This is a genomic window from Chryseobacterium sp. 2VB (assembly GCF_005503635.1).
GTDB classification, from domain to species: domain Bacteria; phylum Bacteroidota; class Bacteroidia; order Flavobacteriales; family Weeksellaceae; genus Chryseobacterium; species Chryseobacterium cupriresistens.
The window spans coordinates 56,027-82,560 of the sequence record NZ_SCNC01000002.1 but is presented as its reverse complement, the minus strand read 5'-3'; the positions used below and the strand labels follow the sequence as shown (position 1 = coordinate 82,560).

General features: G+C 35.5%; 28 protein-coding genes and 1 riboswitch. Of the genes, 14 read left to right on the top strand and 14 right to left on the bottom strand.

The features are described from left to right. The first annotated feature begins 47 nt into the window (after positions 1–47). Complete coding sequence (locus FFS26_RS02470) at positions 48–2,282, top strand: DUF2339 domain-containing protein (RefSeq protein WP_137904194.1); 2,235 nt, start codon at positions 48–50, stop codon at positions 2,280–2,282. Positions 2,283–2,398: 116 nt separating this feature from the next. Further along, on the top strand, positions 2,399–2,836 hold the full coding sequence (locus FFS26_RS02465) for a hypothetical protein (RefSeq protein ID WP_137904193.1): 438 nt from the start codon (positions 2,399–2,401) through the stop codon (positions 2,834–2,836). A gap of 46 nt (positions 2,837–2,882) precedes the next feature. On the opposite strand, the gene FFS26_RS02460 is transcribed toward FFS26_RS02465, so the two are convergent. Beyond that, positions 2,883–4,160: a replication-associated recombination protein A gene (locus FFS26_RS02460; protein WP_137904192.1), complete on the bottom strand. Its 1,278-nt coding sequence runs from the start codon at positions 4,158–4,160 to the stop codon at positions 2,883–2,885. 102 nt (positions 4,161–4,262) lie between these two features. On the opposite strand from FFS26_RS02460, the gene yidD reads away from it, so the two are divergent. Both yidD and lgt read left to right on the top strand, forming a co-directional pair. Further along, complete coding sequence (yidD, locus tag FFS26_RS02455) at positions 4,263–4,514, top strand: membrane protein insertion efficiency factor YidD (protein ID WP_034695943.1); 252 nt, start codon at positions 4,263–4,265, stop codon at positions 4,512–4,514. Between the two features lie 450 nt (positions 4,515–4,964). Next, a complete protein-coding gene (lgt, locus tag FFS26_RS02450) occupies positions 4,965–5,813 on the top strand; it encodes a prolipoprotein diacylglyceryl transferase (RefSeq protein WP_110009495.1) in 849 nt (282 codons plus the stop codon). Positions 5,814–5,884: 71 nt separating this feature from the next. On the opposite strand, the gene FFS26_RS02445 is transcribed toward lgt, so the two are convergent. Next, on the bottom strand, positions 5,885–7,402 hold the full coding sequence (locus FFS26_RS02445; protein ID WP_137904191.1) for an NAD(P)H-hydrate dehydratase: 1,518 nt from the start codon (positions 7,400–7,402) through the stop codon (positions 5,885–5,887). Positions 7,403–7,647: 245 nt separating this feature from the next. Between FFS26_RS02445 and mscL the strand changes: the two genes are divergently transcribed. Beyond that, positions 7,648–8,025 (top strand): large conductance mechanosensitive channel protein MscL, encoded by a 378-nt coding sequence (gene mscL / locus FFS26_RS02440; RefSeq protein ID WP_110009384.1) that lies wholly within the window; start codon positions 7,648–7,650, stop codon positions 8,023–8,025. 63 nt (positions 8,026–8,088) lie between these two features. Here the strand turns inward: mscL and FFS26_RS02435 are convergent, their stop codons facing one another. The 4 genes from FFS26_RS02435 to FFS26_RS02420 all read right to left on the bottom strand — a co-directional run bounded on the left by FFS26_RS02435 (position 8,089) and on the right by FFS26_RS02420 (position 11,146). Further along, positions 8,089–8,862, bottom strand: coding sequence for a GLPGLI family protein (locus FFS26_RS02435; protein ID WP_110009385.1), 774 nt, complete (start codon positions 8,860–8,862; stop codon positions 8,089–8,091). Between the two features lie 71 nt (positions 8,863–8,933). Further along, entirely contained in the window at positions 8,934–9,218 is a 285-nt protein-coding gene (locus tag FFS26_RS02430) for a hypothetical protein (protein WP_110009386.1), read from the bottom strand. A 471-nt stretch (positions 9,219–9,689) separates the two neighbouring features. Beyond that, on the bottom strand, positions 9,690–10,649 hold the full coding sequence (locus FFS26_RS02425) for a D-2-hydroxyacid dehydrogenase (protein WP_110009387.1): 960 nt from the start codon (positions 10,647–10,649) through the stop codon (positions 9,690–9,692). Between the two features lie 86 nt (positions 10,650–10,735). Further along, a complete protein-coding gene (locus FFS26_RS02420; RefSeq protein ID WP_002980498.1) occupies positions 10,736–11,146 on the bottom strand; it encodes a phosphoheptose isomerase in 411 nt (136 codons plus the stop codon). Positions 11,147–11,472: 326 nt separating this feature from the next. On the opposite strand from FFS26_RS02420, the gene idi reads away from it, so the two are divergent. Genes idi through gcvT form a run of 3 tightly spaced genes read left to right on the top strand, consistent with a single transcriptional unit; the run spans position 11,473 to position 13,541 of the window. Then, positions 11,473–11,982, top strand: a complete 510-nt coding sequence (idi, locus tag FFS26_RS02415) for an isopentenyl-diphosphate Delta-isomerase (RefSeq protein WP_110009388.1) — start codon at positions 11,473–11,475, stop codon at positions 11,980–11,982. Between the two features lie 2 nt (positions 11,983–11,984). Continuing rightward, positions 11,985–12,455: a hypothetical protein gene (locus tag FFS26_RS02410; protein ID WP_110009389.1), complete on the top strand. Its 471-nt coding sequence runs from the start codon at positions 11,985–11,987 to the stop codon at positions 12,453–12,455. 9 nt (positions 12,456–12,464) lie between these two features. Beyond that, on the top strand, positions 12,465–13,541 hold the full coding sequence (gene gcvT, locus FFS26_RS02405) for a glycine cleavage system aminomethyltransferase GcvT (protein ID WP_137904190.1): 1,077 nt from the start codon (positions 12,465–12,467) through the stop codon (positions 13,539–13,541). Positions 13,542–13,663: 122 nt separating this feature from the next. On the opposite strand, the gene FFS26_RS02400 is transcribed toward gcvT, so the two are convergent. Further along, complete coding sequence (locus tag FFS26_RS02400) at positions 13,664–14,020, bottom strand: arsenate reductase family protein (RefSeq protein WP_137904189.1); 357 nt, start codon at positions 14,018–14,020, stop codon at positions 13,664–13,666. Between the two features lie 121 nt (positions 14,021–14,141). Here FFS26_RS02400 and FFS26_RS02395 point away from each other — a divergent pair, with 121 nt between their 5' ends. From FFS26_RS02395 to FFS26_RS02375, 5 genes are all read left to right on the top strand, one after another. Further along, positions 14,142–14,609 carry an acyl-CoA thioesterase gene (locus tag FFS26_RS02395; RefSeq protein ID WP_002980508.1) on the top strand — a complete coding sequence of 156 codons (468 nt, stop codon included), beginning with the start codon at positions 14,142–14,144 and terminating at the stop codon, positions 14,607–14,609. A gap of 84 nt (positions 14,610–14,693) precedes the next feature. Then, positions 14,694–15,533 (top strand): GLPGLI family protein, encoded by an 840-nt coding sequence (locus FFS26_RS02390; RefSeq protein WP_137904188.1) that lies wholly within the window; start codon positions 14,694–14,696, stop codon positions 15,531–15,533. A gap of 222 nt (positions 15,534–15,755) precedes the next feature. Continuing rightward, positions 15,756–15,823, top strand: a riboswitch (Fluoride riboswitch). Positions 15,824–15,854: 31 nt separating this feature from the next. Further along, complete coding sequence (locus tag FFS26_RS02385) at positions 15,855–17,162, top strand: voltage-gated chloride channel family protein (RefSeq protein ID WP_171006221.1); 1,308 nt, start codon at positions 15,855–15,857, stop codon at positions 17,160–17,162. Between the two features lie 284 nt (positions 17,163–17,446). After that, the gene (locus tag FFS26_RS02380; RefSeq protein ID WP_137904187.1) at positions 17,447–18,322 is read left to right on the top strand and encodes a LysR family transcriptional regulator; all 876 of its coding nucleotides are present in this window, start codon (positions 17,447–17,449) and stop codon (positions 18,320–18,322) included. A gap of 150 nt (positions 18,323–18,472) precedes the next feature. After that, positions 18,473–19,408 carry a YeiH family protein gene (locus FFS26_RS02375; protein WP_137904186.1) on the top strand — a complete coding sequence of 312 codons (936 nt, stop codon included), beginning with the start codon at positions 18,473–18,475 and terminating at the stop codon, positions 19,406–19,408. A gap of 78 nt (positions 19,409–19,486) precedes the next feature. Here FFS26_RS02375 and FFS26_RS02370 read toward each other — a convergent pair whose 3' ends face one another. The 6 genes from FFS26_RS02370 to FFS26_RS02345 form a co-directional block, all read right to left on the bottom strand. Further along, positions 19,487–19,660: a hypothetical protein gene (locus tag FFS26_RS02370; RefSeq protein ID WP_228449376.1), complete on the bottom strand. Its 174-nt coding sequence runs from the start codon at positions 19,658–19,660 to the stop codon at positions 19,487–19,489. Between the two features lie 176 nt (positions 19,661–19,836). Next, positions 19,837–21,078, bottom strand: coding sequence for an MFS transporter (locus FFS26_RS02365; protein ID WP_110009397.1), 1,242 nt, complete (start codon positions 21,076–21,078; stop codon positions 19,837–19,839). Positions 21,079–21,130: 52 nt separating this feature from the next. Then, on the bottom strand, positions 21,131–22,162 hold the full coding sequence (gene gwsS, locus FFS26_RS02360) for a grasp-with-spasm system SPASM domain peptide maturase (protein WP_110009398.1): 1,032 nt from the start codon (positions 22,160–22,162) through the stop codon (positions 21,131–21,133). A gap of 202 nt (positions 22,163–22,364) precedes the next feature. After that, complete coding sequence (gene gwsG, locus FFS26_RS02355; protein ID WP_137904185.1) at positions 22,365–23,327, bottom strand: grasp-with-spasm system ATP-grasp peptide maturase; 963 nt, start codon at positions 23,325–23,327, stop codon at positions 22,365–22,367. 7 nt (positions 23,328–23,334) lie between these two features. Continuing rightward, positions 23,335–23,901, bottom strand: coding sequence for a DUF6624 domain-containing protein (locus FFS26_RS02350; RefSeq protein ID WP_137904184.1), 567 nt, complete (start codon positions 23,899–23,901; stop codon positions 23,335–23,337). Between the two features lie 76 nt (positions 23,902–23,977). Beyond that, positions 23,978–24,166 carry a hypothetical protein gene (locus FFS26_RS02345; RefSeq protein ID WP_137904183.1) on the bottom strand — a complete coding sequence of 63 codons (189 nt, stop codon included), beginning with the start codon at positions 24,164–24,166 and terminating at the stop codon, positions 23,978–23,980. 174 nt (positions 24,167–24,340) lie between these two features. On the opposite strand from FFS26_RS02345, the gene FFS26_RS02340 reads away from it, so the two are divergent. Then, positions 24,341–24,703 (top strand): helix-turn-helix transcriptional regulator, encoded by a 363-nt coding sequence (locus FFS26_RS02340; protein ID WP_137904182.1) that lies wholly within the window; start codon positions 24,341–24,343, stop codon positions 24,701–24,703. Between the two features lie 76 nt (positions 24,704–24,779). Here FFS26_RS02340 and rny read toward each other — a convergent pair whose 3' ends face one another. Continuing rightward, a complete protein-coding gene (gene rny, locus FFS26_RS02335; protein WP_171006220.1) occupies positions 24,780–26,345 on the bottom strand; it encodes a ribonuclease Y in 1,566 nt (521 codons plus the stop codon). Positions 26,346–26,534 lie beyond the last annotated feature (189 nt).

Sequence of the window (26,534 nt, the reverse complement as noted above, 5' to 3'; positions counted from 1 at the left end):
TAAATAGCATTTGAAACATTTCTTTATATTTGATAAAAACTAATGAAATGAATGAGTTTGTTGCAGTTATCATCCTTATAATTATCTTCGTCATTTTGAATAATCTGAACAGCAAAATCAGAAAATTGGAAAAGGAGATTTCAGATCTTCATAATAAGATCAACAAGACTGCTCAGGCTCAGACAGAAATAATTCATAAGACAACCTCAACGGAAAACAGTTTGATTCCGCAGCAAGAGGTACCTCAACAGGTTCAGCAGGAAGATATACCATACCGTGAAAAAAGTGAAAAAACCTCAACACCAGTTCAAAAAGACTGGCTTGCTCCTGTTTCTGATTTTTTAAAACAAAATGCACTTACCATTATCGGAATTTTTACCCTTGTTCTCGGAATTGGTTATTTTGTAAAATATGCCATTGATAAAAACTGGATCGGCGAAGCAGCAAGAGCGGGAATCGGTTTTTGTACCGGAGCAGGAATCATCATCACCGGGCATTTTCTCAGAAAAAATTATCAGGCTTTTTCTTCCATCATTACAGGAGGCGGTGTTGCTGTTCTGTATTTCACAGCAACCATTGCCTTTCGTGAATATCATCTGTTTACCCAAAATACTGCTTTTATCATAACAGCACTGATTACCGCAGCTTCTATCATCCTGTCCTATTACTATAAAAGTGAAGTATTGATTATCTTTTCACTGATAGGAGGTTTTGCAGCTCCTTTCATGATCAGTACAGGACAAAGTAATTATCTTTTCCTTTTTATTTATATTACTCTTTTAAATACAGGAATGCTGGCTGCCTCTTTTCTCCAGCACTGGAAAAGTGTGGGATGGACAGCTTATATTTTTACAACAGGCTACCTTTTATTCTGGACCCATGAAAGCCCGGAGCTTTTAAGCATTACTTTTTATCTGATCAGTTATGCAATTTTCTATATTTTTGGTCTGTACGATTACTTCAGAAGAAATATCCTTTCAACCTCTGATATTTTAATACTTGCTTTCGCTAATTTTTCAAGTATTCTGGGGCTTCTTTACATTTTTGATACATTAAAATATGAACCCCCGATTGTTTTTCCGCTTATTTTTGCTGCTGTCAACACTATTTTACTTTTCAGAGAATATACCCGAAAAAGCTTTGGAGTAGCTTATTCTGTATTTGCAGGGCTTGTTACCAGCCTTATAACCATTGCGGTTGCTATTCAGTTTAAAACGCATCTCATCACCAGCATCTGGGCCATAGAAACTACCCTCCTTCTTTTTATCTGGAAAAAAACAGGTCATAAGATTTTCAAAACCTTCTTTTATATCCTGTTTCCATTGGTGATGATCGCCCAGCTTATAACCTGGACTGAATATTTTGGAACAAAAGATTTCAATATCATATTCAATCCTCCGTTTATCACCAGTTCCTTTACTATTGTTTCCATCATGATTAATCTGTATTTGCTAAGGAACACAGTGAAAGAGGCACAGGAAAAAAGCAATAACTTTTTTGAAGATCTTATTACCGTAATCAGTTATGGGGTTATCTATATTACTTTTCTTCTTGAAATCACTTATCATATTTCGGAAATGCCATGGTCAGCCATTACCAGCACAGGGTTTTTATTCAGCATTTATTATATTTTTATTTTATTGTTTTTCAGGAAACTGCTGAGCATCAGAAATGATGTTCAAAACCTACTGATTTATATGTTTTTCTTCCTGATCGTAATAAATACATCGGTTTCGACTCTTCCGGTTGTGACCGCTGTCTTAACAAAAAAGCTCCATTTAAGCTTTTATTTCCTTCATCTTCTGCAATGGATTCCTTTTATATACATAGGATACAGAATTATTCCTGCTTCAGCGTTTAACAAGCAAAAGATTTCTTACTGGATACAGGCTCTGGCGCTAATCATTTCTGTAAGCTGCGAGCTGCACCATTCTTATATTTTAATACTTTCCAATGATATTTCCCATTCTTATAAAGCAAGTGAACATTTCAATATTCTTTATCTTCCTGTTATATGGACAATTCTTGCCAGTATTTTTATTTATACCGGGTTGAAAAAGAATATTCAGGAATATAACAAGATCGGCTTTGCATTGGTAGGCCTGATGGTATTGAAACTTTATGGTTATGATGTATGGCAAATGGATAATATTTCAAGAATCAGCGCCTTTATTGTTCTCGGAGTTATTTTATTACTAAGCTCTTTTACTTTCCAGCGACTGAAAAATATGATCAGAAATATGGTAGATAAAAAGGATAAAAAAGATGAAAGCGCAGACTGATAATCAGAAAAAAAGTTTTTATTTATAAATAGAATGTAAAACAATTCAATATTTTATTAAGATTTTATAAAAAATAACTATATTTATCACGTTTTTAACAGTTACATATTCCAATTATGAAAAAACTATTCTATTCTTTTTTACTTCTATCCTCTGCTACTTTATTGGCTCAGCAAAAAAATCCTGCTGTAAAGTTTGCAGTGGCTGACAATGCCATTGGGACAGTAGAATTATTCAATACAAAAAAGAACGTATTACAGGTTTCTAAAGTATACAATACTCCAGCGAGTCTTCCCCAAAGCTTAAAAAAATACAGTTCTGTTTTTACAAAAGGCGTAACTGAATATAAGTTTAAAAACGGAGAAAACGTACTTGACAGAATGGCATTATCCAATATGAATGCACAATACAATATTCCGGCAGATAACCCTGTATTTATTGAGGGATATGAATTTGCAGATACCAGCACAATGATATATCCTGAAATCAAGAAAAGAACTGAAACAAAAGATTACAACGGTAAGAAAACATTATTTATTTACACTACTGAATAACTTGAATAATATAGAAAGGATGCTGAAAACAGCATCCTTTTTTATTTTAATATTTATTGTTCCATTTTTTCTTAAGCTCCTCGTAAATCTTCTTTTCTGTAGCATTATTACCAGGCTCATATAATTTCACATTCCTGATTTCTTCCGGAAGAAAATCCTGTTCCACAAAGTTTCCTTCATAAGAATGGGCATATTTGTATTCTTTTCCGTAATCAAGGTCTTTCATCAATTTTGTAGGTGCATTTCTCAAATGAAGAGGTACAGGCAGATTTCCGGTCTGCTTTACCAGAGCCAACGCTTCATTAATCGCCATATACGCAGAATTACTTTTAGGGGAAACCGCAAGATATACGGCTGTTTCACTTAGTATAATCCTTGCTTCAGGATTCCCGATCACATTGATCGCCTGAAAACAGTTGTTGGCAACTACCAAAGCATTGGGGTTAGCCAGCCCTACATCCTCAGCAGCCAGAATAAGCATTCTCCTTGCAATAAACTTAATATCTTCTCCCCCGGCAATCATTCTTGCCAGCCAATACACCGCTCCGTTCGGATCACCTCCGCGCATGGATTTGATAAAAGCTGAGATGATATCATAATGCTGCTCTCCGTTTTTATCATACAAAGCCATCGTTTCCTGGAGAACTTCAAGAACATCAGAATTCAGGATTTCCGTTGTACCCGAATTTTTATACTGGTTCAAAACCAGCTCTACGGAATTGATCAGTTTTCTGGCATCACCACCGGAATACTGAATGAAAGCTTCTTTTTCAAGGATTTTAAAATCTGTTGCTTCATCTTTATTGTATCTTTCTGATGCGATATCAATCAGTTCTTCCAGTTTTTCATAGCTTAAAGCTTTTAAAACATAAACCTGGCTTCTTGAAAGCAGCGCTGAAACCACCTCAAAGCTTGGATTCTCAGTAGTTGCTCCAATTAAAACAATCCAGCCTTTTTCTACCGCATGCAATAATGAATCCTGCTGCGACTTATTAAACCTGTGGATTTCATCAATAAACAAGATCGGTGATTTTCCGGAAAACAAATTCTGCTTCTTGGCATCTTCAATTACATCGCGTACATCTTTCACCCCGGAAGAAACTGCAGAAAGCTTATAAAACTTTCTCCCCGACTGCTCAGAGATAATTTCAGCGAGTGTTGTTTTCCCCGTTCCCGGAGGCCCCCAGAATATCAGCGAATTCAGGGTATTGTTTTCAATCATCTTTCTGATTGTTCCTTTGTCGCCGGTAAGATGCTCCTGCCCAAGAACATCGTTCAGGGTTTTGGGTCTTAATTTTTCAGCTAATGGGATATTTTGATTCAAAGTAATTCTATTTTTTAAGATCAATGTCCCGGATTTCCGATCTCCGAAACTTATAACAAAATTAAACTAATTTTCATTTTTTTACCCTATTTTTGCATTGTTTTGAAACTTACATTCAATAAAATCATTACATTTCCGCTGGTAATTTTGATCAAATTTTACCAATGGTTCATCTCGCCCTTACTTCCCAAAAACTGCCGTTACGAACCTACCTGCTCTCACTATATGATTGAGTCGCTTCAGGTACATGGTGTTTTTAAAGGTTTCTGGCTGGGATTTAAAAGAATTTTAAGATGCCATCCCTGGGGAGGAAGCGGTTACGATCCTGTTCCACCCAAACATAAATGTCAATAATCAAACTATTAAATCAATAGAAAAATGAATACTATCTTTTTCAGAATTTATCTTGTGCTGTTTGCATTCACTACGCAGCTTCTTTTTGCACAGGAATACCCTGGAGGTTTATCTGACGGAACTTTAGATATCAATGGAAGCAATGTTCCTGTAAAAATCTATTCTACCACAGAGATGGGAGACCTTACAGCTTTTCCGGACAGAGAATCAGACAAGAACCAGTCTTTCGTTGTGATTCTTAATGAATCCAATTTTGAACCTGCTTATTACAATTATGGGGCATCAACTTTAGCAAAGTATAAGGATTCCAAGTATCAGTTTTTTGATAAAAACTTTAAGTTGATTGATACTGGTGTTACCAAAGAAAATATCACTACTTTTAAATATGCAGTAAAGACTGTAAAACCTATCACTGATTCTGATAAAGTAGAACTTAAGACTTCATTTAAAATCTGGGATCCTTCAAAAGGTATTCACATCGGATCATTTACGCTTCACTTTTATAGTTTGATGTTTGTTTTTGCCTTTGGATTCGGATATGTTTTAATGACGAGAATCTTTAAGATTGATAATGTGAACCAGAAATACCTTGAACCTCTGTTCACATGGACATTGATCGGGACTATTCTGGGAGCAAGATTAGGACATGTTATCTTTTATCAGCCGGAACTATTTAAAGAGGATTTCTGGAGTGTATTTTTACCGATAAGTACAAAAAACGGTTTAAAATTCACAGGTTTTTCAGGACTGGCGAGCCATGGTGCTACAATTGCCCTGATTTTCACCACGCTTTATTATTCATTTAAAATCATTAAGAAAAACCCTTTTTGGGTATATGACAGACTAGGTATTGTCGTAGCTTTAGGAGGAGCGTTTGTAAGAATGGGGAATTTTTTCAATTCTGAAATCGTTGGTAAACCAGCGGACCCGAATTCTCCGTTTGCTTTGCTTTTCCCACAACAAAGCAGTGAGTATGGTCTTACTGTACCCCGTTACCCAAGCCAGTTATTTGAAGCGGTAGGATATGTTCTTCTTTTCATTTTACTATGGGTACTTTATAGAAAAACAGATAAAAAATATCAGCAAGGATGGTTATTTGGTTTATTCTTTATCATCCTTTGGGCGATCAGATTCTTTGTTGAATTCCTTAAAGAGCCACAGGGAGATGAATTCATCCAGATTGGCGGGCTGAATACAGGTCAGGTTCTTTCGATTCCGTTTATGATTGCAGGAGTTGTCATCATGATTGTTTCTAAGAAATTCAAGATCACTGAGGCAGAAAACGAGAAGCCGGAATAAACCATTTAAACTGAAAAATAAAAAGGCAAATTTGTAGAAATACAGATTTGCCTTTTTTATTAACTGTTTACTTACAGATTTCTCTCCGCTTTCCTGTTCAGTTCTTCAAAAACAGACCCAAAGGCATCAATGACATCAGTGGGCAGCATCGATTCTTTTGAATGTTTTTCTGAAGCAATATCGGCCGCTCTGCCATGCAGCCATACCCCAAGAATACAGGTTTCCTCTTCAGAATATTTCTGAGCCAGAAGCGAAGTGAGAATTCCGGTAAGAATATCTCCGCTTCCTCCTTTGGCAAGACCTGCATTTCCGGTTATATTATAGAATACTTTTCCCTCCGGAGTAACAACCTGGGTATGGTGATCTTTAAGAACAATGTAAAGATCAAGTTCTTTTGCCTTTTTCCTTGCCAGTTCAAGTCTTTCAAAAGAATTATCTGTACTTCCGAAAAGTCTTTCAAACTCTTTCGGATGAGGAGTTATGATTGATTTTTTGGGAATGAGTTTCAAATTTTTTGGATCATTTGAAATAATATTCAATGCATCTGCATCCAGAACCAATGGCTGAGAATAGTTTTTAAGAAAACTCAAAAAGCCTTTCTCTGTACCGGAATGCGTTCCCAAACCAGGACCTGCACCACAGGTAACATCTTTGTCCATTTCAAAATTTGTGATAAACTGCTCCCCTCCTTTTATAAACATTGCTTCAGGGCATGAAGTCTGTAAAATATTGTATCCGCATTCCGGAGCGAGTGTAAAGGTCAGCCCTGCTCCGGTTTTGAGAGCTGATCGTGTTGCCAGCACTGCTGCTCCTATTTTTCCATAGCTTCCTCCTATGATGGCAGCCTTACCATAACTGCCTTTATGAGAAAATTCCTGTCTCGGAATGAATATCGATCCCACCAGCTGATCATCAATTACAGAGTAATCAGAATCAGTTGTATCTGTGTATATTTTGCTTAAATCAATATCCAGCTGTACTACTTTTCCGGTATATTTCCCTGTTTCAGGATGAAGGAAGGTTCTTTTCCAACATTGAAAGGTCAGTGTATAATCAGCTTTCAGAATAACCGGATTATTATCAAACATTTCATCTGCTGATAATCCCGAAGGAATATCGATGGATATCTTACTATTTTTTTTGCTGTTCAATTGTTCAACAAGCCTTTTATAATCACCTTCCAACGGCCTGGATAATCCCGTTCCGAAAAGAGCATCGATAATAATTGTTTTATCATCAAAATTATAGTGTTCTTCGGGATCAAATTTTCTGACGGTAATTCCCGACAAATCGCGGAGTCTTTTCAGGTTAACAGAAGCATCTTCTGAAAATTTCCTTTTGGAATCGCTTACAAATACATCCAAATCAAAACCTTTCAGATAAAGTAGCCTTGCGACAGCCAGGCCGTCACCTCCGTTATTTCCGTTACCACAAAATACAGCCAGTTTCTTATGGTTTTTACAGTGTTCCGAAATCCAATGAGCAGCAGCCATTGAAGCTCTTTCCATTAATTGAATAGAAGAAACCGGCTCATGGGAAATTGTAAACTGATCCCAGCTGCGTATCTGTTCTGCGGTAAAAATTTTCATAGATGAAACAAACTTTTAAGCAAATTACAAAAGATTTTTCATTATGATATCACGTCATTAATAAAAATAAAAAGTCATCATTAATGAAATAATGTATTGTTAAAATGCTGAAATATTCATTAAAACTGTTAGCAGGAAATGAGCTTAAATTTCAATATTTTGGAAATAAAAAACGATTAAACGTAGTGTTTTTTACATTTTTTAATTATATTTTTGTGTATATACTAATTAAAAAAATATAAATTATGGGATTTGTAAAAGAATTTAAAGAGTTTGCCTTTAAGGGCAATGTTCTCGATCTTGCTGTCGGTGTGATCATTGGGGCAGCATTTGGTAAAATTGTTTCCTCATTAGTGGAAGATGTAATCACTCCTCTTATACTCAACCCGGCATTGAAAGCCGCCGGCGCAGAAAACATTGCAAAACTTACATGGAATGGTGTTGCCTATGGAAACTTCCTTTCAGCAGTAATCAGTTTCCTTTGTATTGCAATGGTTCTCTTCTGGATCATCAAACTGGCTAACAAAGTGAACAAGAAAGAGGCTCCTGCTCCTGCCGGACCTACAGAAGATCAAAAATTACTGATGGAGATCAGAGATTTGCTGAAAAGCAAAAATATCTAATCTTTTAAACAACAGTTTAAAAATAAAAAAGCACCTCAGGTCTACTCTAGAGGTGCTTTCATTTTATTCAGATAGTTTCTCTTCCCATTCATATTTTTGCTCTACAGAAAACCTTTGATTTGTAGTCACTCTGGCTTTATAGTTTTTTGGCAATGCATCTGAAAGCTTAGCAAATATTTTATTCATATGAGCTTCTTTTGCTGCAACATAATCCTTTAAACTAATTTTTTCTTTTTTTAAGAATTCAGGTTTAAAAGCAATGTTTGAATTATCATTTACATCTACCGACTCAGCTTTCCATATGTCATAATCTTTATTATCTACTCTAATATCAAGAATTAATCCTGGAAGGCCATAAAATTTGAATGGTCCCGCAGAGTAGGGTAAATCTTTAGTAAAATAAGCAGTTACCTTTGAACCTCTAAAGATCGTTGTCGCTTTTTGGCACTTGTAACCAGCTATTGTTTTGGTTTCTTTTTCTTCAATATTCCATTTTGGTTGTGGAACTTTGTCGTAAATAAAAAACTCTCTACTATCTACATTAGAAGTGAAAAAGAAGTTTCTTTCCGCTTCATTATTTTTATCTAAATCAGAAACAAAGTATTGTTTTGCTGGTTTTTTACCATTATCTAAATTCACACCCAAAGTCCAAGAGTCTGTTAATTTATTATTAATGATAATTGAATCTTGGATTGACAACACTTGATTATTTTTTATATACAGGTCTTCATGTGTTGTTGTAAAAGAGGATAATACTCTTAGATATTTTACATGGACTTGTTGAGTGAAATAAAACCCACAAATTAAAATTGAGGGTAATAAAAGTATCTTTTTCATAAATTATCTTTTTTAAAATCATAACCCTTTCAACATCTGCTGAAAGGGTTAGAAGCATTAAATCAACTTAATTAACTTAGCCAGAAACCAGCTGCCCATAAAGCGACTTTAACTCCTGTTTGGAAGTTTTGGCAACTCTGTAAATCTGGCTGATCTGATGTTATCGTTTCTTGCCCTACTATTTGGCCACCAGACCAATAAGTAACAACAACACTACACTCTTGATATACAACGGTTTTTTGAACCGTTACAGTTTCAGTGCTTTCAACAGTTTTGATCATTTTTCCAGCGTCATTGCCTTTAGCGTTAACAAGTCCAGCTACACCGAAGGCAGCTAATAAAATTAATTTTTTCATAATAAAGTGTTTTTAATGTTAGTTATTGTTTTTAAGAACTCATTTCAAAAATATTAAAATAAATCAAACTACAAAGGAATTATTTTTTATGTTAAGTTGCTTTTTTCTAGTTACTTTGTATAGTTAAAAATAAAGATTGTAATTTTTTTACTAAATTCCATATTGTAATTAAGAAAGATTTTTTAATGAGTATTTCAGTAGTATTTAAATGGCATTGAAATGAAAAACCATCCATCAGGATGCTTTTATTTTTCTTTGTATTGCTCAAAAATTAAGACCTTGGGAAAGTCGATTATGGCGTTGGGAATTTGCGATTATACTATTATAATAATGACAGAATAAGACTTAATTTAAAAAGGAAAGAGTCCGATAGAATATCGAACTCTTTATTATCAAAAGATTATTTGATTTTGTCTAAACTTTTGGGTGCACTCTAAATTGAGGTACTTTCATTTATGATATCATTTCAACTTATTGAATCTGTAAGATACTTGAAATCTGCTCTGCCAGGGAAAGCCCGATTCTATCCTGTGCTTCAAGAGTAGATGCTCCCGTGTGAGGGGTAAGAGAAATTTTAGAATGCGTAAGGATTTCTTTTGATGGTGTTGGTTCATTAATGAAAACATCCAAACCGGCAAATCGTACTTTACCTGAATCCAAAGCCTGAATTAAAGCTGCTTCATCAATAACTCCACCTCTTGAACAGTTTACCACAGCCACTCCGTCTTTCATTATTTCAAACTCATCCTTCCCGATCATATAACCGTCCTTCTGTGCAGGAACGTGTAAAGTAATGAAGTCCGAATGTTTTAAAACATCCTGTAACGGCTCTGTTTCGATATCAACATTGATGAACTGGTTATTGTAAAATTTCACTTTGATACTTGCTCTTCCGACGTTATTATCAGCGGCAATCACTCTCATCCCAAGTCCTAAAGCAATTCTTGCCACTTCCTGGCCGATTCTTCCCATTCCTACAATACCGATGGTTTTTCCTCTCAGTTCGATACCTGCAGCATATGCTTTTTTAAGACCTGCAAATTCAGTATCTCCTACAACAGGCATTTTTCTGTTAGAATCCTGAAGAAATCTCGCCCCGGAAAATAAATGAGCGAAAACAAGCTCAGCCACAGATTCCGATGATGCTGAAGGAGTGTTGATCACATGAATCCCTTTTTCCCTTGCATAATCTACGTCAATATTATCCATACCAACACCTCCTCTTCCAATAATGTCGATAGACGGACATCCATCAATAATATCTTTTCTTACCTGTGTGGCACTTCTCACCAATAATGTGCGGATTTTGTGCTCATTAATATAATCTACTAAAAATTCCTGGGGAACTTTTGTAGTAATCACCTCAAAGCCTTTTTCTGTCAATGCATCTATTCCAGATTGATCCAGGCCGTCGTTTGCTAAAACTTTCATAAAATTTCAAGTATATTAAAAAATGAAAGATTTAAAAATTAAAGGTACTGGTTCACATTTAATTTTTAAATCTTTGAATTATATTTTTATTCGCCGTCTTCTTTGAATACCTCAATGGTCACTTGTTTTTCTACCAAATCCGTAAATCTTCCTTTGTATCTTGTAGCTCTTACCAGATGGTTGTCTATCCAGTGATAATTTCCTCCTCTTGGTTTTCCGCAAAGCACGCTGTGGTATTTGAAGCCATGCTTATCCAGCCAGTCGATCGTAATTTGTTTCAGATTTTCGGTTCTTGAAGTAAAAAAGCAGATCTGATGTCCTTCGTCATACCATCTGTTGATCGTTTCCAGAGCATCAGGGTAGGGTTCGCAGGTAACCATTCTTTCCGGCTCTTCATTGGGAACGTCATCAGTAATGGTTCCGTCGATATCTATTAAGTAATTTTTTATTCCATCCTTTAGAATAGGACTAATGTGTTCAATGTATTCTAATTCCATTACTAAATATTAAAAAACAAAGTTAGCGTTTTTACCATTATCAGGCATATTAATCTTGCTTTATATTAATATTTTACTATAAAAACTGGTTTTCAAAGAATAATATCAATATTTTATCAACCATTCAAGCCGAATTAGTTAAAAATTTTCATTTCACATTTATTTTTACATCATAAAGTGGAGATCTGAAAGCAACTACTCAGTGAATGGACAAATTTACCTGCCAGTCTTTTCTGACTTCCTCAATTTCATTGCTATGATTACAAAAAGCATGATGTTTATCTAAAAATTTCCAAAATACATTTATTACTCTTACATTTGTAGGAATGGAAGAATTTGTTGTTTTAGTAAATCCTGAAGATGAGGTTTTAGGGCTGATGGAAAAGCAGCAGGCTCACATCAATGGCCTGTTACACCGTGCTTTTTCTGTATTTCTTTTCAACAGTAAAGGGGAAATGCTTCTTCAGAAAAGGGCTTCAGGAAAATATCATTCTCCTAACCAATGGACCAATGCCGTATGCTCGCACCCGCGTGACGGGGAAACTTATCAGCAAGGAGCGGTACGCAGACTAAAGGAAGAACTGGGAATTGAAGCAGAACTTTCAGAAAAATTCCATTTTATTTACAAAGCAGATGTAGGCGGTGGTCTTTGGGAGCACGAGCTGGATCATGTATTTGTGGGAAATCATGAAACTGATTTCAATTTAAATAAAGAAGAAGTGGAAGAAGTAAGATTCATTTCCATGGAAGATCTGGATAAGGAAATTTCCAAACATCCTGAAAACTTTACAGAATGGTTCAAAATCATCCTCGAAGAATATAAACACCATTTTTAACGATGAAAAAAATATTGCTTTTTTCTGCACTTTTGACGGGAAGTCTGTTTTTTGCCCAAAAAGCAAAGGTCTATGAAAATTCCAATTATTCTATTACTGTTCCTGAAGGCTGGAAATCTACCAACGACAGTGAAATTGTTAATATTTTCCCTACCAGCCAGATAGGGGCAATTACCATTTCGGAATATCATGATCTTCCCCTTCCCAAAGCGGAAGTAAAAAAATTTATGCTGGCACTTTATCAATCACAAGACCCGGAGGATAAAGTAAAAGAAAAAAAGAGCCAGAAAGGATATACAGAATATTTCTATGAGCATTTCGATGAAAAAGAGAAGCTGTTCTGGGTAACCAAAGCTTTTCAAAAAGATAAAAACTTATATTTGGTTTCCATCAACTGTGGCCAGAAATACTGGAACGGAAACTATATGACCCTGTTCAATGAGACTTTTAACAGTTTTAAAATAAAGAAATAAAAATTAAATATGAAGAAAACAGCCTTGTACGACAAACATGTTTCTTTGGGAGCTAAGATCGTACCTTTCGCAGGTTTTGAAATGCCTGTTCAATATTCAGGGGTTACAGAGGAGCATTTTGCAGTAAGAGAAAAAGCGGGATTATTTGATGTTTCCCACATGGGACAGTTTTTCATCGAAGGGCCGGGTTCAAAAGACCTTTTGCAGTATGTAACTACCAATAATGTAGATGCACTTGAAAACGGAAAAGCTCAATATTCCTGCCTTCCTAACGAAAACGGAGGAATTGTAGATGACCTTATTGTTTACAAAATGGAAGATGACAAATATTTTGTAGTAGTAAACGCATCCAACATCGACAAAGACTGGAATCATATTTCAAAATACAATACTTTCGGGGCTAAAATGACCAATGCTTCTGATGAGATGTCATTATTGGCAGTTCAGGGGCCTAAAGCTACTGAAATTCTTCAAAAACTTACAGACGTAAATCTTTCAGAAATTCCTTACTATCATTTTACTATAGGAACTGTTGCGGGCGAAAACGATGTGATTATTTCAAACACAGGATACACAGGAAGCGGTGGTTTTGAGATTTATTTCAATAACGAAAGTGCTGAAAAACTTTGGGATGCCGTAATGGAAGCTGGTAAAGAAGAAGGAATTATTCCTTGCGGATTGGCTGCCAGAGATACTTTAAGATTAGAAAAAGGATTCTGCCTGTACGGAAATGATATCGATGATACAACGTCTCCAATTGAAGCCGGTTTAGGGTGGATCACTAAATTTGATAAAGATTTCGTTTCTAAAGATGTTTTCGCAAAACAGAAAGAAGAAGGAGTTACAAGAAAACTAGTAGGTTTCGAACTGACAGATAAAGGAGTTCCAAGACATGACTATCCTGTAGTGGATGCTGAAGGAAACGTGATCGGAAAAGTAACTTCCGGAACACAGTCTCCAATGAAAAAAGTTGGATTAGGTCTTGCTTACGTAGACAAACCTCACTTCAAATTAGGATCTGAAATCTTTATCCAGGTAAGAAACAAGAACATTCCTGCAAAAGTGGTGAAAGCTCCTTTTGTATAATTGGAAAAAAACCCAAAAGAGGCTGTGAACAAATCACAGCCTCTTTTGGGTTTATATCCAAACCTTATAGGTTTTAAAAACCTATAAGGTTTATTATTTGCAAAATTAGTTTCCAGTTAAATTTATTCATTTACGCCAAAGAACTTCTGCAGTTCTTCAACATTTTTTTTGTCATTACCCACGAAAATCTCTTTATCGGTAATAAATACAGGTCTTTTCAGGAAAGTATAATGGTCCAGCAGCAATTCTTTAAAATCTTTTTCTGTTAATGATTTTACATCCAGACCTCTCAGTTTGATCTGAGTAGATTTTTTACTGAATAATGCTTCGTATGACTTTGTTTTTTTATGCATTTCCGCCAATTCATCTTTTGTAATTGGTTCTTTTTTGATTTCACGAAGTTCCCAGTCTGTAAGGTCAAATTGGGCTAAAATTTTTCTGCATGTATCGCATGTATTGAGATAAAATACTTTCTTCATTACGGGTTCTAAATCTTTTATGGGTTAAAATTCTCTTTCATTGAAAGTTTCGTCTTTCAAAAGTAGGATTTAATCTAAAACTTTGGAAATTATTAAATAACTTTATTCAAATTTTATAAAGATGCAGAACAAGCCAATTACTTTTCAGTTTATTTCGGAGCCTTCAGATGTTAATTACGGAGGAAATGTACATGGAGGAAGTGTTATGAAATGGATTGACCAGGCCGGTTATGCATGCGCGACAACCTGGAGTGGTAATTATTCTGTTACCGTCTATGTTGGTGGAATCCGTTTTTATGATCCTATAAAAATCGGGGAAGTAGTAAAAGTAGATGCCCAGGTGATTTATACCGGAACTTCAAGCATGCATATCGCCATCAATGTTTTTTCAAGAAATTTAAAACAGCCCAACTTTGAGAAGAAAACACATTGTATTATCGTGTTTGTAGCGGTGGATGAAAATGGAAAAAAACTCCCTGTTCCAAAATGGACACCGGAAACAGAGGAAGAAAAACAGCTTGAAATGTATGCCAAACGCCTGATGGAGCTGAGAACGCAGATTGAAGATGAAATGAAACCTTTTTTGTAAGAGCAGGTTTCGGGATGCGATATTGCGAGATTTAAGGTTTAAGGTTTTGGGAAACCAGTAACAAAAAACGACCAATCACATGATATGAAAAGTTTTTTTACTTTAACAGCATTGCTTGTAATAGCTTTGGTGCAGTCTCAGACACACCGGTTTATTTATGAGCTTCAGTATAAAATGGATTCTACCGAGGCTGGATATGAAAAAGTGAATATGATCCTGGATATCACCCCGAAGGAAGTAAAATTCTATGGAAAAGATCTCGCTATCAGAGACTCACTGAATAAAAAATTCGGAACGAACTTCAGCTATACGGATATGACCGGACAGGTGGTTAAGAGAAAGATCAATTCTTTTGATAATGAAAATTTCATCAACATTAAAAATGGATATTACACATTTAAAACAACGGATAAGATCAATTGGACGATTGCTGATGAGATTAAAAAGGTAGAAAACTATACTTTACAAAAAGCAACTGCAAAATTTGGAGGGAGAAGCTGGACGGGCTGGTTCTGTAAAGACATTCCATTTAATGAAGGGCCATTCAAACTGCGTGGATTACCCGGTTTAATCTTTGAGCTATCAGATGCTAAGAAAAATTTCCTTTATACGCTCGTTAAAAGCAGAGAACTTCCGGAAGTCTCCTCTACTTCAGATTTCCTGGAATCCAGCTTTGGTAATAAAGCAATTCCTATTAACGATAAGCAAAAACATAAGCTGCTTATGGAATTTTATAATGATCCTTTTGCTTTTGAAAGAAATAATATCAGCAAATCCAATAATGACCTTAGAATTAATATCAACGGAAAGGAAATTCATAATGTTGATGAACTGAATACCCAGACCAAAAGCATGCAGGAGGTTATCAGAAAATATAATAACCCGATTGAAATCAATAAGGCGATGCATTATCCGGTATATTAAAGCTATGGTTATTTTTAAGTTTGGGCTAAAGCCAATGGGATTTAAAATTTATTTGGCTGGGCTAAAGCCCACCCCTATTGAATTTTAACAATAAGATCTTTTATCTTTTATCTTTTATCTTTTATCTTTTATCTTTTATCTTTTATCTTTTATCTTTTATCTTTTATCTTTTATCTTTTATCTTTTATCTTTTATCTTTTTAACATAATTCATATATTTGTACCCTCAAAAGGAAATGGTGTTCTTCCTTACCCAACCGCTTTATAAAAGCTGATGACGCCTGATTAAAAGATTATTAACAAATAACTAATCAGGATTATTATGTCAAAAAGTCAAAGAACATTAGCGAAAAAAGCAATTTTCCATACTCATCTTTTCTTCAGAAAATTTCCAGCAATTCCTTATATTTTAAAATGGCTGTATATCAGTATCATCATTGGTGTGTTGGTAGGAACCGCTTCTGCAGGATTTCTTCAGTCTTTAGAATGGGCAACAAACTTCAGAGAAAATCATCTCTGGCTGATTGCTTTACTTCCTGCTGCAGGATTTCTGATAGGACTTCTTTATTATTATTTCGGAAAAGATGTGGAGGCTGGAAATAATCTGTTGATTGATACCATCCATGAACCCAAGGGAATAATTCCTTTTAAAATGGCTCCTTTTGTCTATCTGGGAACAATTGCAACGCATTTCTTCGGAGGCTCTGCCGGCCGTGAAGGAACAGCTCTTCAGATGGCAGGTGCTATCGCAGATCAGCTCACCAAACCTTTTAAACTTGACCGAAATGAAAGAAAAATATTAATTATTGCTGCTATTGCTGCCGGATTTGGCTCTGTTTTCGGAACGCCGCTGGCAGGAGCCGTTTTTGGTCTTGAAGTTTTTCTGATCGGAAGGATTCGTTACAATGCAATCTTTCCGGCATTTGCTTCTGTAATTCTGGCGGACTGGGCTACCAATCTCTGGAATGTAAAACATACCCATTACCATATTGATTTTATTCCTAAACTTGAGTTCTTACCAATTTTATACAGCATTCTGGCAGGAATAGCTTTTGGAATCTGCGCTGCTGCATTCAGTAAAATCATCCACTGGATGGGCTCTGTCTTCAAATCAAATATCAAATACCCTCCGCTTCGTCCTGTGGTAGGAGGAATTATTATAGCGCTTGCCGTTTTTGCGATGGGAACAACCCGTTATATCGGGCTGGGCGTTCCTGTAATTGTGGAATCTTTTGAAAAGCAGCTTCCACTATATGATTTTGCTCTAAAAATGATTTTTACCATTGTTACGCTTTCGGCCGGATTCAAAGGTGGAGAAGTTACTCCTTTATTCTTTATCGGAGCCACTTTAGGCAGTGCCTTATCACTGTTCATTCCTCTACCTTTCGGGTTATTGGCTGGGATGGGCTTTGTAGCGGTATTTGCAGGAGCCACCAATACGCCTTTAGCCTGTATGCTGATGGGAATTGAATTATTCGGGGCAGAATGCGGTGTATATGTAGCGATTGCGTGTGTCGTTTCTTATCTTCTTTCAGGACATAACAGTATTTATTCAAGACAGAAAATCGGAGAAGCAAAAAACAGAAGATATGAAAGTCAGCAGGACAAGTCTGTTTCTGATTTTTTATAAGGGGTTTCGAGATACGGGGTGCGGGTTACGAGTTACGGGATGCAGGGTGCGGAGTCACAGTTATTTATTTTATTGCTGGATGCGGACGCTGGTTTTTATTGATTCTTAGTTCTTCACTTATAACATCTTGAACCCAAAATCCCTTAAACTTAAAAAACCAAAACTGAAATCCCGAATCCCACACCACGAAACCCGAAATCCCGAAACTCGCAACACGCATCTCATTACCCTTAAACTCTCCCGCTCCCTTCATCATTTCCAACTATAATTCGTAATTTTACCCCATGTTCGATTACAGATTAAAAGTTTTCCATACGGTAGCTACCCGATTAAGTTTCACGAAGGCTTCAGAGGAGCTTCATATTTCCCAACCTGCCGTTACCAAGCATATCAAAGAGATTGAAATTCAGATAGGAGCCAAATTATTTGATCGTAAAGGAACTTCTATCCAACTGACCCAGAGCGGAAAGATTTTGTTTGAACATGCAGAGAAAATCAGAAATATCTACCGTGACATGGAATTTGAGATCAGCCAGATCAGTCAGCAGCATAAGGGAAAACTGATTATCGGGGCAAGTACAACCGTTGCACAGTATATTTTACCGGAGATTTTAGCCAAATTCAATTCTTATTATAAAGATATTAAGATTGAGCTTCTTACCGGAAATACGGAAACCATCTCAACACTTTTAAAAGAAGAAAAAATTGACCTGGGTATCATTGAAGGGGAATCACAGTCTTCTTATTTTGAATATAAAACTTTTAAACCTGATGAAATTGTTCTCGCAGCAAAATCAGATCACCCTCTTGCCCATAAAACATTAAGCTTAAAAGATCTTTATCAGCTGGATCTTATCTTCAGGGAACAGGGGTCCGGAACGCTGGAATTCATCCAAAACAGGCTTAAAGAAAAGGAAATTAATATCCATGAATTGAATACTGTCATACAGCTGGGAAGCAGTGAAAGTATTAAAAATTACCTTCTACACTCGGAATGTATGGCGTTTCTTTCTATCAGCACTATCCTTAACGAACTGAAAAACAACATCCTTACAGTGATTGATATTAAAAACTTCATTATTGAGAGAGATTTTCATTTTATCCTTCCCAAAGGAGAACAATCTGAACTGATCAAACTTTTTTTGAGGTTTGCAGAATAACAAGCAATAAGCAATAAGCAATAAGCAATAAGCAATAAGCAATAAGCAATAAGCAAAGATATAACTTTTAGTTATCCGATATAACAAAATACAATTTACTTTGTAATACTATTTTCCGGACTTTTGATGCTCATTTTAAAAGTTCGCATTATGAAAGATTTCATTCAAAATGAAATAACAAGGAAAGTATTTTTTATTGTTTTGGCTGTATTATGCCTTACACCTTTTATATCTTCTCCAATTGCTCTTGCTATGGGATTTGCCCTGGCTGTTTTTATCGGAAACCCTTTTGAAAAACACCTTCATCACTATATTCATTTACTGCTGCAGATTTCAATAGTAGGTCTTGGATTCGGGCTGAAGCTTGATGAAGCGCTTCATGCCGGAAAAACAGGCTTGATGCTGACTGTTGTAAGTATTGTCACTGTTATGGTTTTAGGATATTTTCTGGGAAAATTATTTAAACTGGAAAGACCTTTATCTTATCTTCTCTCCGCAGGAACTGCTATTTGTGGCGGGAGTGCTATTGCTGCTGTTTCTCCCATCATTAAACCTAATACAAAACAAATTTCTCTTGCGCTGGCTATTGTTTTTACCTTAAATTCGGTTGCCTTGTTTGTATACCCTGCAATAGGACACCTGCTGAATCTTTCACAGGAGCAGTTTGGGCTTTGGTGTGCAGTGGGAATTCACGATACGAGTTCTGTAGTGGGTGCTGCCAGTAAATATGGAGATGAAGCTTTGAAAATAGCCACCACAGTTAAACTGGCTCGTGCTTTATGGATTATTCCTGTTTCATTGATCACCATGTTTATTTTTAAAAGTAAAGATTCCAAAATAAAGATTCCCTGGTTTATCGGATATTTCATTGTAGCCATCCTTTTGAATACTTATTTCCCCTTTCTTGACCGTTTCAGTACTTCAATTACTGTTCTGGCAAAATCCGGTCTGAATCTGACCTTATTTTTGATTGGTTCTACCCTTTCTGTTCAAACGCTGAAATCAATCGGATTAAAACCTTTGGTAATGGCAATTATACTATGGGTAACGATAAGCATCGGCAGCCTTCTTTACATTATCCGTTAAAAGAGCAGAACCCTTTTGAAATCAAAAGGGTTCTGCATATTAAATGTGGAAATGTTTATTTCTAATTGAAATAATTTCTTAGATCTCCCCGCAGGTATAAACCTGTGGGCAGCCAATATATTGTACACAATACCAAGGTCCGGTTACTGCTCCTGAGCAGCTGCATCCGCAAAGTGATAAATCAGGGTTTCCGCTTATTCCTCCGGTAATGTTTTTCAGATCCTGTTTTCTTAATTTTTTAGCGTTTTTCATAATGTTCATGAGATTTAGTTTGATTAAAAATATAGTTTTAGTTACCTTTCAAAGTTAAACAAATATTAAATACTCGCAACAAAAATTAATGTAAAATTGAATAATTTATTGATAATAACCCTATTATTATGTTCAAAATAAGGAATAGCACTATGTTATTTATTAAACAAGTTAAATTATTCCGTAAATTCAAGATCTCTGTCGTGGGTTTCTGAAATGGTAAGTGAAGAATAAAATGCCAGCCCGAATACCACCACTCCTACTATGGCAGCACTTTCCACAACCGGGAAATGTCCTTTAAGAGAATCAAAAGCAAATATCATTACCGGTACCAGACCTCTTACCATGTTAGGAACGGTAGTTGTTGCCGTATTTCTGATATTCGTTCCGAACTGTTCTGCTGCCAACGTTACAAACATAGCCCAATATCCTGTTCCAAATCCCAGCCATACACAAAACAGGTAATATCTGGTTTCTGTGTTGGTATTCCCGAATAACATAATTGCCACCCCGATCAGCGTAAAGATCAGCATATAAAAGATGGCCATTTTACGGGATTTTAAAGCATGGGAAATAAAACCACTCAACAGGTCACCGACAGAAATACCTACATAAGCCCACATGATGGCTTTTCCGGGGTTGATATCCTTTATGCCTAATTCAGGGGCAAACTGATTGGCTAAAACAGCCAGAATCCCTATGCAATACCACGTAGGTAATCCCACTGCAATGCATTTCAAATACCTTATCAGTCTGTCTTTATTGGTAAAAAAGGAAAGAAAGTTTCCTTTTGAGATGTTTTTATGCTCAAGATTTTTATAAATTCCGGATTCCGATACGCTTATTCTCAGTATCAATAACATAATTCCCATGATCCCACCGATAATGTAAGAAATATTCCATCCTCCGGCTAGCTCTACAGTTAGCTGAGCTACAACGGCACCCATTAATCCAAAACCGGCAACAACCGAGGTCCCGATGGCTCTTAAACTCTTCGGCAGACTTTCAGAAACCAGTGTAATTCCGGCTCCAAGCTCACCGGCAAGTCCGATACCTGCGATAAACCTTAAGCCAGCATATTGGTATACCAAATGCTCTTTTGGAAAATAAGGCAGAAAACCACAGGCAATATTGGCTAAAGAATACACTAAGATGGATCCAAAAAGTACGGAAAGCCTTCCTTTCTTATCTCCAAAAATTCCCCAGAACACCCCTCCGATAAGAAGACCTACCATCTGACAGTTCAGAATAAAAGTTCCGTCCGCATCCGGATTAAGCCCTAAAGCTTTTAAACTGGGTATTCTAACGATACCAAACAAAAGGAGGTCATAGATATCTACAAAATAGCCAAGGGCAGAAATAATAACGGGAATAGAGAAAATGTACTTCAGTTTTGAAGACAGGGACAGTTCTTGCATTTTTAAGTTTTGATAAAAATAAAAAACCTTTCAATTTCTTGAAAGGTTTTTATCAAATATCTTTTTCTGATTCCCATTTATTAGTATATGGATCGAATAGGCACTGATTTAATTTTCTCCAAGAAGAGCCATTAAATTCAATATCTGAATTGTCAAAACAAATATAACGAAACTGACAATCTTTGCAGATATCTATATTGTCATTGTTAACAAACCATTTTCTTGTAAAGTCGCTATTCTGAATAATTTCAGTAATGCTTGTATTATTGAAATTTCCGAAAGTTGCATTATGAGAAAGGTAATTTCTAAAATCTCCGTTATTATCAATGCAGACCTTTCTGTTTAGTGCAACATTATATTCCTGAGCTTCAGAAAAAAATTCAATGTTTGTTATAAACTTTTCTTTCCCTATAAGATCTGTGGTTGTGTTATCAACTATTTTTGAAGTAAAAGCAAGCTTTTTATCTTTAAAATATTTATAATCTTCGTATTGAGCTTTTGTTTTTTCTTCATCTGTAACGCTATGCACCAGTATGTAAGAAATTCTATTTTCTATATCTTCTAAATATTGGGTTAAAGAATCATCAAATAAAGGTTCCGGTAACAGGATTTCAACAGCTTTAATTCTGGAAAACCGGGTTGCATTTACGATTTCAGGCAAAATTTTATTGATATCAGCATCAGAAATTCTTATTTGAATTCCTGCACATCCTAAAGAGCCAAGTTCCTTAATGGCTGAGCTGATGTTGTAATTACAATTTTGTCCTATCTCCAAAACTGCATTGTTTATTTTCAAAGGAGAATCCCAAGTAATATCCAGCTCCGGAAAGCTTTCCGGGTTGTCAAGAAAGAATCCGTAACCGATTTCATCTAAATGGCTAAAATAATGATCTATACCCTCGTTCAGTTCATTATTGAATAAATTCTTAATTTCAGCTACTGTCTTTCCACGGGTGTTTTTAAGAACATCAATCAGTAGATTAGGAATATTTATATACTCATTATTTTGTAAATCTGCAATTATGCTTTCCTGTGTGCCTTGAACAGCAATACAATTGGCATAAAGATTAAAGTAACTACTCATATGATATTAATTATAGGTTTGTGATTATGAAAAATATCGTATATCGTAGTCTGATGGAAACTACTTTGTGCAGAATAATGTAAATTGAATCGTTTCACTTCTTCTTTTGTGTAATACACGTTTCTTATTAAGTGATAGTTTATTGGGAGGGTTTTAAGACTTTCTTTTTTGAAAAGTGTTGCAAATTCTTTCTCTTTCATATTTATTGTGTTAAGTATTCGGCAATTTTTTTGTGAAGCTTATAATTACATGCATTTGAAACAAATCCAAACTGCCCAATCGGATTAACTTCTAAAAATACATAGTTGTCTTTGGTTTTCACGATATCCAGGGAGCCACTATTTAAACCTATCTTTTGCATTAAAAGACGAATTTTATCTTCTAAGGTAGAAGGTAATTTATATGGAACACGTCTGTTCATATTTTCTCTGTTATATCTCCTGAAATCTACACTCGTCCGTTTATCCTTCTGAGAAAACATTGCCATGGAAAAGAGTTCACCATCAAGATAAAAAGTTCTAATTTCATACAACTTTTCTAATTTTTCCTGAAAATGTCCTACAAAGAAACGCTCCGGCAGGTCATTAATAAAGTCAATTTCAATTTTCTCTGTATAAGTTGCATAGGTGGAGTGTGTTTCTTTTATATCACATAAAAGCATATCATGCATTTTAGAAATTATCTCACCATTGCACTCGTTAAAGAAATTGATAAGTTTGGATTTGCTATTTGTTAAAATAGACTTGGGAATTACTATTCCGAGTTCTTTAGCAATCCTTAAAACTTCAAATTTATTGACATCAAACTTTAAAGCACCTAATATCTTTTCTGCTTTATACTTATATGTTAAATCATAAGAATTTATATTTTCAAGTTCACTATTACCACTTTGGATCATCCTTACTTCTAGTTCCGGATATTTATTTTTTTCTAAGAATAGAGTTTCCTGTATCATCCTGATAGGTAAAGGTTTTCTGCCGGGTCTTCTATACCATATTGATTTTGCCGGAATACTTTCGCTAATATCAATGTGGTAATCTTCATCCTTTGGCATTGCAAAATAATCGGTGTTTATTCTTTTTATTTCACCACTATACAAAGCAGAAATCCAGTCAATGACCAGATTGCTTGTAATATCATTGTCTTCTGTATAAATAACTATCATACTGTATTTATTTATTCATTACGCTGTTTGCAGAATCACAAATTCTGATGTAGTTTTCAATGGGATCTAAACCCATTGACTTTCTTCTCGCATTTACATTAGCAGAATCAATAAGATTTTCTATAAATGTTTTACCATTGCTTCGTATAGAAGGTTGCGTGCCATAAATCTGCTTTCTGTTATTCAGTAACTCAATTCTATCAGTCAGATAGGCAACCTGACTTTTTTCAGCGTTTCCTTTTTTTGCAGCTTCTTTCAGTATAGGGAGATATTTTTCCATTGTTTCTAATTTATTTGCATGCATGATAACAGCAAATAAGGCAGTGTTTGCATTCTCCCCTATTTTATCTTTCCCCAACCAACCTAAACTGTCGATTATTTTGGTTACGATTTCAATATTCTTTTCATCAATTGGGTTTTGCTTTATATAATCATAATCAGGCTCTCTGTATTTCTGATCTTCTGTTAAAGCTTTTTCCAAGGTCTTTTGTACTTCTGAGTAGTCTTCCTTTTTTTTGCATGAAAAACAGCAAACCATAACGGTTAATAAAATATGATATAATCTAATGCGCATCTGATTTTATGGGTTAAAAAAAGGATAAAAAAATTTTATCCTTCTTTGTATTAATTGTTAGTTATTATTACAATCTCTAATTAATATCATTAGACATTGCTGAACCTCCATTATACCATCGATCAGGAGGTGTCTGGTTGTTGTCGTGGTTGCCATCAGACATAAGTCCAGTTTGCATATCCTGAGAAGGTGATGTTACCCACCCTCCACCGGAAATTTTTTCAAGTTTAACTCTGTCAAGTGCTGAATTTTGAAATTTTTGCATTAAAGCATCTTTTTTTCCATTTGTTTTCATAATAAATTAATTTAAACTATTTTGTGTCTTATTGACATTTCAAATATATCAGATACTATTGAAATAATTTCAAGGTTTTTATGTGAATTTTATGTGAATTTCAGCACATAAATAATATATTTGCAATAACCAAAAAACATAATTATGATAAAAAATAAGCTTATAAAAGCCCGTAAGGAAAAATACACTCAGGAAAGCATGGCTAAAATATTACATATGACACAGTCTCAATACCAAAGAAGGGAAAAAGGAGAAATTAAAATTTCAGATGACGAATGGGAGCGTATGGCAAAAGCGCTGGATACTACAGTAGATGATATAAAGGAAGAGGATATTCCTCAAAGTATTATCAATAATTATGATAATAGTTCGGGAAGCTATTTTCCTCATATAAATAATAATTACAGTATTCCAGAATTCATCTTAAAAAATATGGAAGATTATATCAATCTTTTGAAAAATCAAATAGAAGAACTAAAAGAAGAAATTAGAAGTCTAAAATCATAAAATAATTTCGTTATTTTAACAATAAAAAACCTTTCAATTTCTTGAAAGGTTTTTATCAAATATCTTTTTCTGATTATTATCTGGCAATATTCACAGCTCTTGTTTCTCTGATTACTGTTACTTTTACCTGCCCCGGATAAGTCAGTTCATTCTGGATTTTCTCAGAGATGTCGTAAGAAAGCTGAGAAGCTACTTCGTCATTTACTTTTCCACTCTCTACCATTACTCTCAGTTCTCTACCTGCCTGGATGGCATAAGCACTAGATACTCCATCGAAGCTTAATGCTGCAGATTCAAGATCTTTTAATCTCTGAATATAAGATTCCAATACCTGTCTTCTTGCTCCCGGTCTAGCTCCAGAGATCGCATCAGCAACCTGAATGATCGGAGATAATAATGACTTCATTTCAATTTCGTCGTGGTGAGCTCCAATAGCATTTACTACTTCAGGGTTTTCACCGTATTTCTCAGCCCATTGCATTCCTAATAATGCGTGTGGTAATTCTGATTCCTGCTCAGGAACTTTACCGATATCGTGTAAAAGACCTGCTCTTTTTGCTAATTTTACGTTTAATCCTAATTCAGCAGCCATAGTTGCAGCAATGTTGGCTACTTCTCTCGAGTGCTGTAGTAAGTTTTGTCCGTAAGAAGAACGGTATTTCATTCTACCTACGATTTTGATCAGTTCAGGGTGTAATCCGTGGATTCCTAAATCAATGATGGTTCTCTTCCCTACTTCAATGATTTCCTCCTCAATCTGCTTTCTTGTTTTTTCTACCACTTCTTCAATTCTTGCCGGGTGAATTCTACCATCGGTTACCAATCTGTGTAGGGATAGTCTTGCAATTTCTCTTCTTACCGGATCAAAGCATGAAAGAAGAATAGCTTCAGGAGTATCATCAACGATAATTTCCACTCCGGTTACCGCTTCCAAAGCACGGATATTTCTACCTTCTCTACCGATAATTCTACCTTTTACTTCATCTGACTCGATGTTGAAAACGGATACTGAATTTTCGATTGCCTGCTCCGTTCCGATTCTCTGGATTGTCTGGATAACGATCTTTCTCGCTTCGTTTTTAGCATTCATCTGAGCTTCTTCCATGATGCTCTGAACATGTGCCTGTGCTCTTGTTTTGGCCTCTGCTCTCATGGTTTCTACCAATTCTGCTTTAGCTTCCTCAGCGGTGTAATTAGAGATTTTTTCAAGTATTTCTACTTTCTTGGCAGTAGCCGTATCTAATTCCTGCTGTTTTCTATCCAGAATCTCGTTCTTCTTGGCATAATCTGCAATTTGTCTGTCTAGATCTTTTTCAAGCTTCCCAGTCTTGCTAAGCTCGTCATTCAGCTTGTGTTCCTTGTCTTTGATTCTTTTCTCAACTTCCTGCATTTTCTTTTCGCGGGACTGAATATCAGCGTCATGCTGTGATTTCAGTTCCAGGAATTTTTCTTTAGCCTGAAGATTCTTTTCTTTCTTTATGGATTCAGCCTGTACATTAGCTTTTTCTATAAGGTTTTCGGCATTTTTCTTGGCATCATCTATGATGAATTTTGCTTTAGTATTCAGAGAACTTCTGGAAAAAAACATCCCCACGACAGCTCCGATTACCAAACAAACAACACCGACTATAACTTCTATCATAATTTATATTGAGTTTTAATTGTATTCATATTCTTGTTCAATAAAAAAAGCCCACAATAATCCAGAGATTGAGAGTAAACTCCTAATCAACACGATTTGAACTGATTTCCACTGTCTGTAATCCGGAAGCCCGGCACGCCATTCAATGGACATTTGTTCGGTAATTGTTTAGCGTTGAGTTTACCTTTA

Coding starts and splice junctions, on each gene's coding strand:
- idi (WP_110009388.1), top strand. CDS start 11,473: ATGGAAGAATTTGTTGTTTTAGTAAATCCTGAAGATGAGGTTTTAGGG.
- FFS26_RS02390 (WP_137904188.1), top strand. CDS start 14,694: ATGAAAAGTTTTTTTACTTTAACAGCATTGCTTGTAATAGCTTTGGTG.
- rny (WP_171006220.1), bottom strand. CDS start 26,345: ATGATAGAAGTTATAGTCGGTGTTGTTTGTTTGGTAATCGGAGCTGTC.
- FFS26_RS02425 (WP_110009387.1), bottom strand. CDS start 10,649: ATGAAAGTTTTAGCAAACGACGGCCTGGATCAATCTGGAATAGATGCA.
- FFS26_RS02470 (WP_137904194.1), top strand. CDS start 48: ATGAATGAGTTTGTTGCAGTTATCATCCTTATAATTATCTTCGTCATT.
- mscL (WP_110009384.1), top strand. CDS start 7,648: ATGGGATTTGTAAAAGAATTTAAAGAGTTTGCCTTTAAGGGCAATGTT.
- FFS26_RS02380 (WP_137904187.1), top strand. CDS start 17,447: ATGTTCGATTACAGATTAAAAGTTTTCCATACGGTAGCTACCCGATTA.
- FFS26_RS02350 (WP_137904184.1), bottom strand. CDS start 23,901: ATGCGCATTAGATTATATCATATTTTATTAACCGTTATGGTTTGCTGT.
- FFS26_RS02410 (WP_110009389.1), top strand. CDS start 11,985: ATGAAAAAAATATTGCTTTTTTCTGCACTTTTGACGGGAAGTCTGTTT.
- FFS26_RS02395 (WP_002980508.1), top strand. CDS start 14,142: ATGCAGAACAAGCCAATTACTTTTCAGTTTATTTCGGAGCCTTCAGAT.
- FFS26_RS02375 (WP_137904186.1), top strand. CDS start 18,473: ATGAAAGATTTCATTCAAAATGAAATAACAAGGAAAGTATTTTTTATT.
- FFS26_RS02385 (WP_171006221.1), top strand. CDS start 15,855: ATGTCAAAAAGTCAAAGAACATTAGCGAAAAAAGCAATTTTCCATACT.
- FFS26_RS02340 (WP_137904182.1), top strand. CDS start 24,341: ATGATAAAAAATAAGCTTATAAAAGCCCGTAAGGAAAAATACACTCAG.
- FFS26_RS02400 (WP_137904189.1), bottom strand. CDS start 14,020: ATGAAGAAAGTATTTTATCTCAATACATGCGATACATGCAGAAAAATT.
- gwsG (WP_137904185.1), bottom strand. CDS start 23,327: ATGATAGTTATTTATACAGAAGACAATGATATTACAAGCAATCTGGTC.
- FFS26_RS02435 (WP_110009385.1), bottom strand. CDS start 8,862: ATGAAAAAGATACTTTTATTACCCTCAATTTTAATTTGTGGGTTTTAT.
- FFS26_RS02370 (WP_228449376.1), bottom strand. CDS start 19,660: ATGAAAAACGCTAAAAAATTAAGAAAACAGGATCTGAAAAACATTACC.
- FFS26_RS02445 (WP_137904191.1), bottom strand. CDS start 7,402: ATGAAAATTTTTACCGCAGAACAGATACGCAGCTGGGATCAGTTTACA.
- FFS26_RS02465 (WP_137904193.1), top strand. CDS start 2,399: ATGAAAAAACTATTCTATTCTTTTTTACTTCTATCCTCTGCTACTTTA.
- gcvT (WP_137904190.1), top strand. CDS start 12,465: ATGAAGAAAACAGCCTTGTACGACAAACATGTTTCTTTGGGAGCTAAG.
- gwsS (WP_110009398.1), bottom strand. CDS start 22,162: ATGAGTAGTTACTTTAATCTTTATGCCAATTGTATTGCTGTTCAAGGC.
- FFS26_RS02420 (WP_002980498.1), bottom strand. CDS start 11,146: ATGGAATTAGAATACATTGAACACATTAGTCCTATTCTAAAGGATGGA.
- FFS26_RS02430 (WP_110009386.1), bottom strand. CDS start 9,218: ATGAAAAAATTAATTTTATTAGCTGCCTTCGGTGTAGCTGGACTTGTT.
- FFS26_RS02365 (WP_110009397.1), bottom strand. CDS start 21,078: ATGCAAGAACTGTCCCTGTCTTCAAAACTGAAGTACATTTTCTCTATT.
- FFS26_RS02345 (WP_137904183.1), bottom strand. CDS start 24,166: ATGCAAAAATTTCAAAATTCAGCACTTGACAGAGTTAAACTTGAAAAA.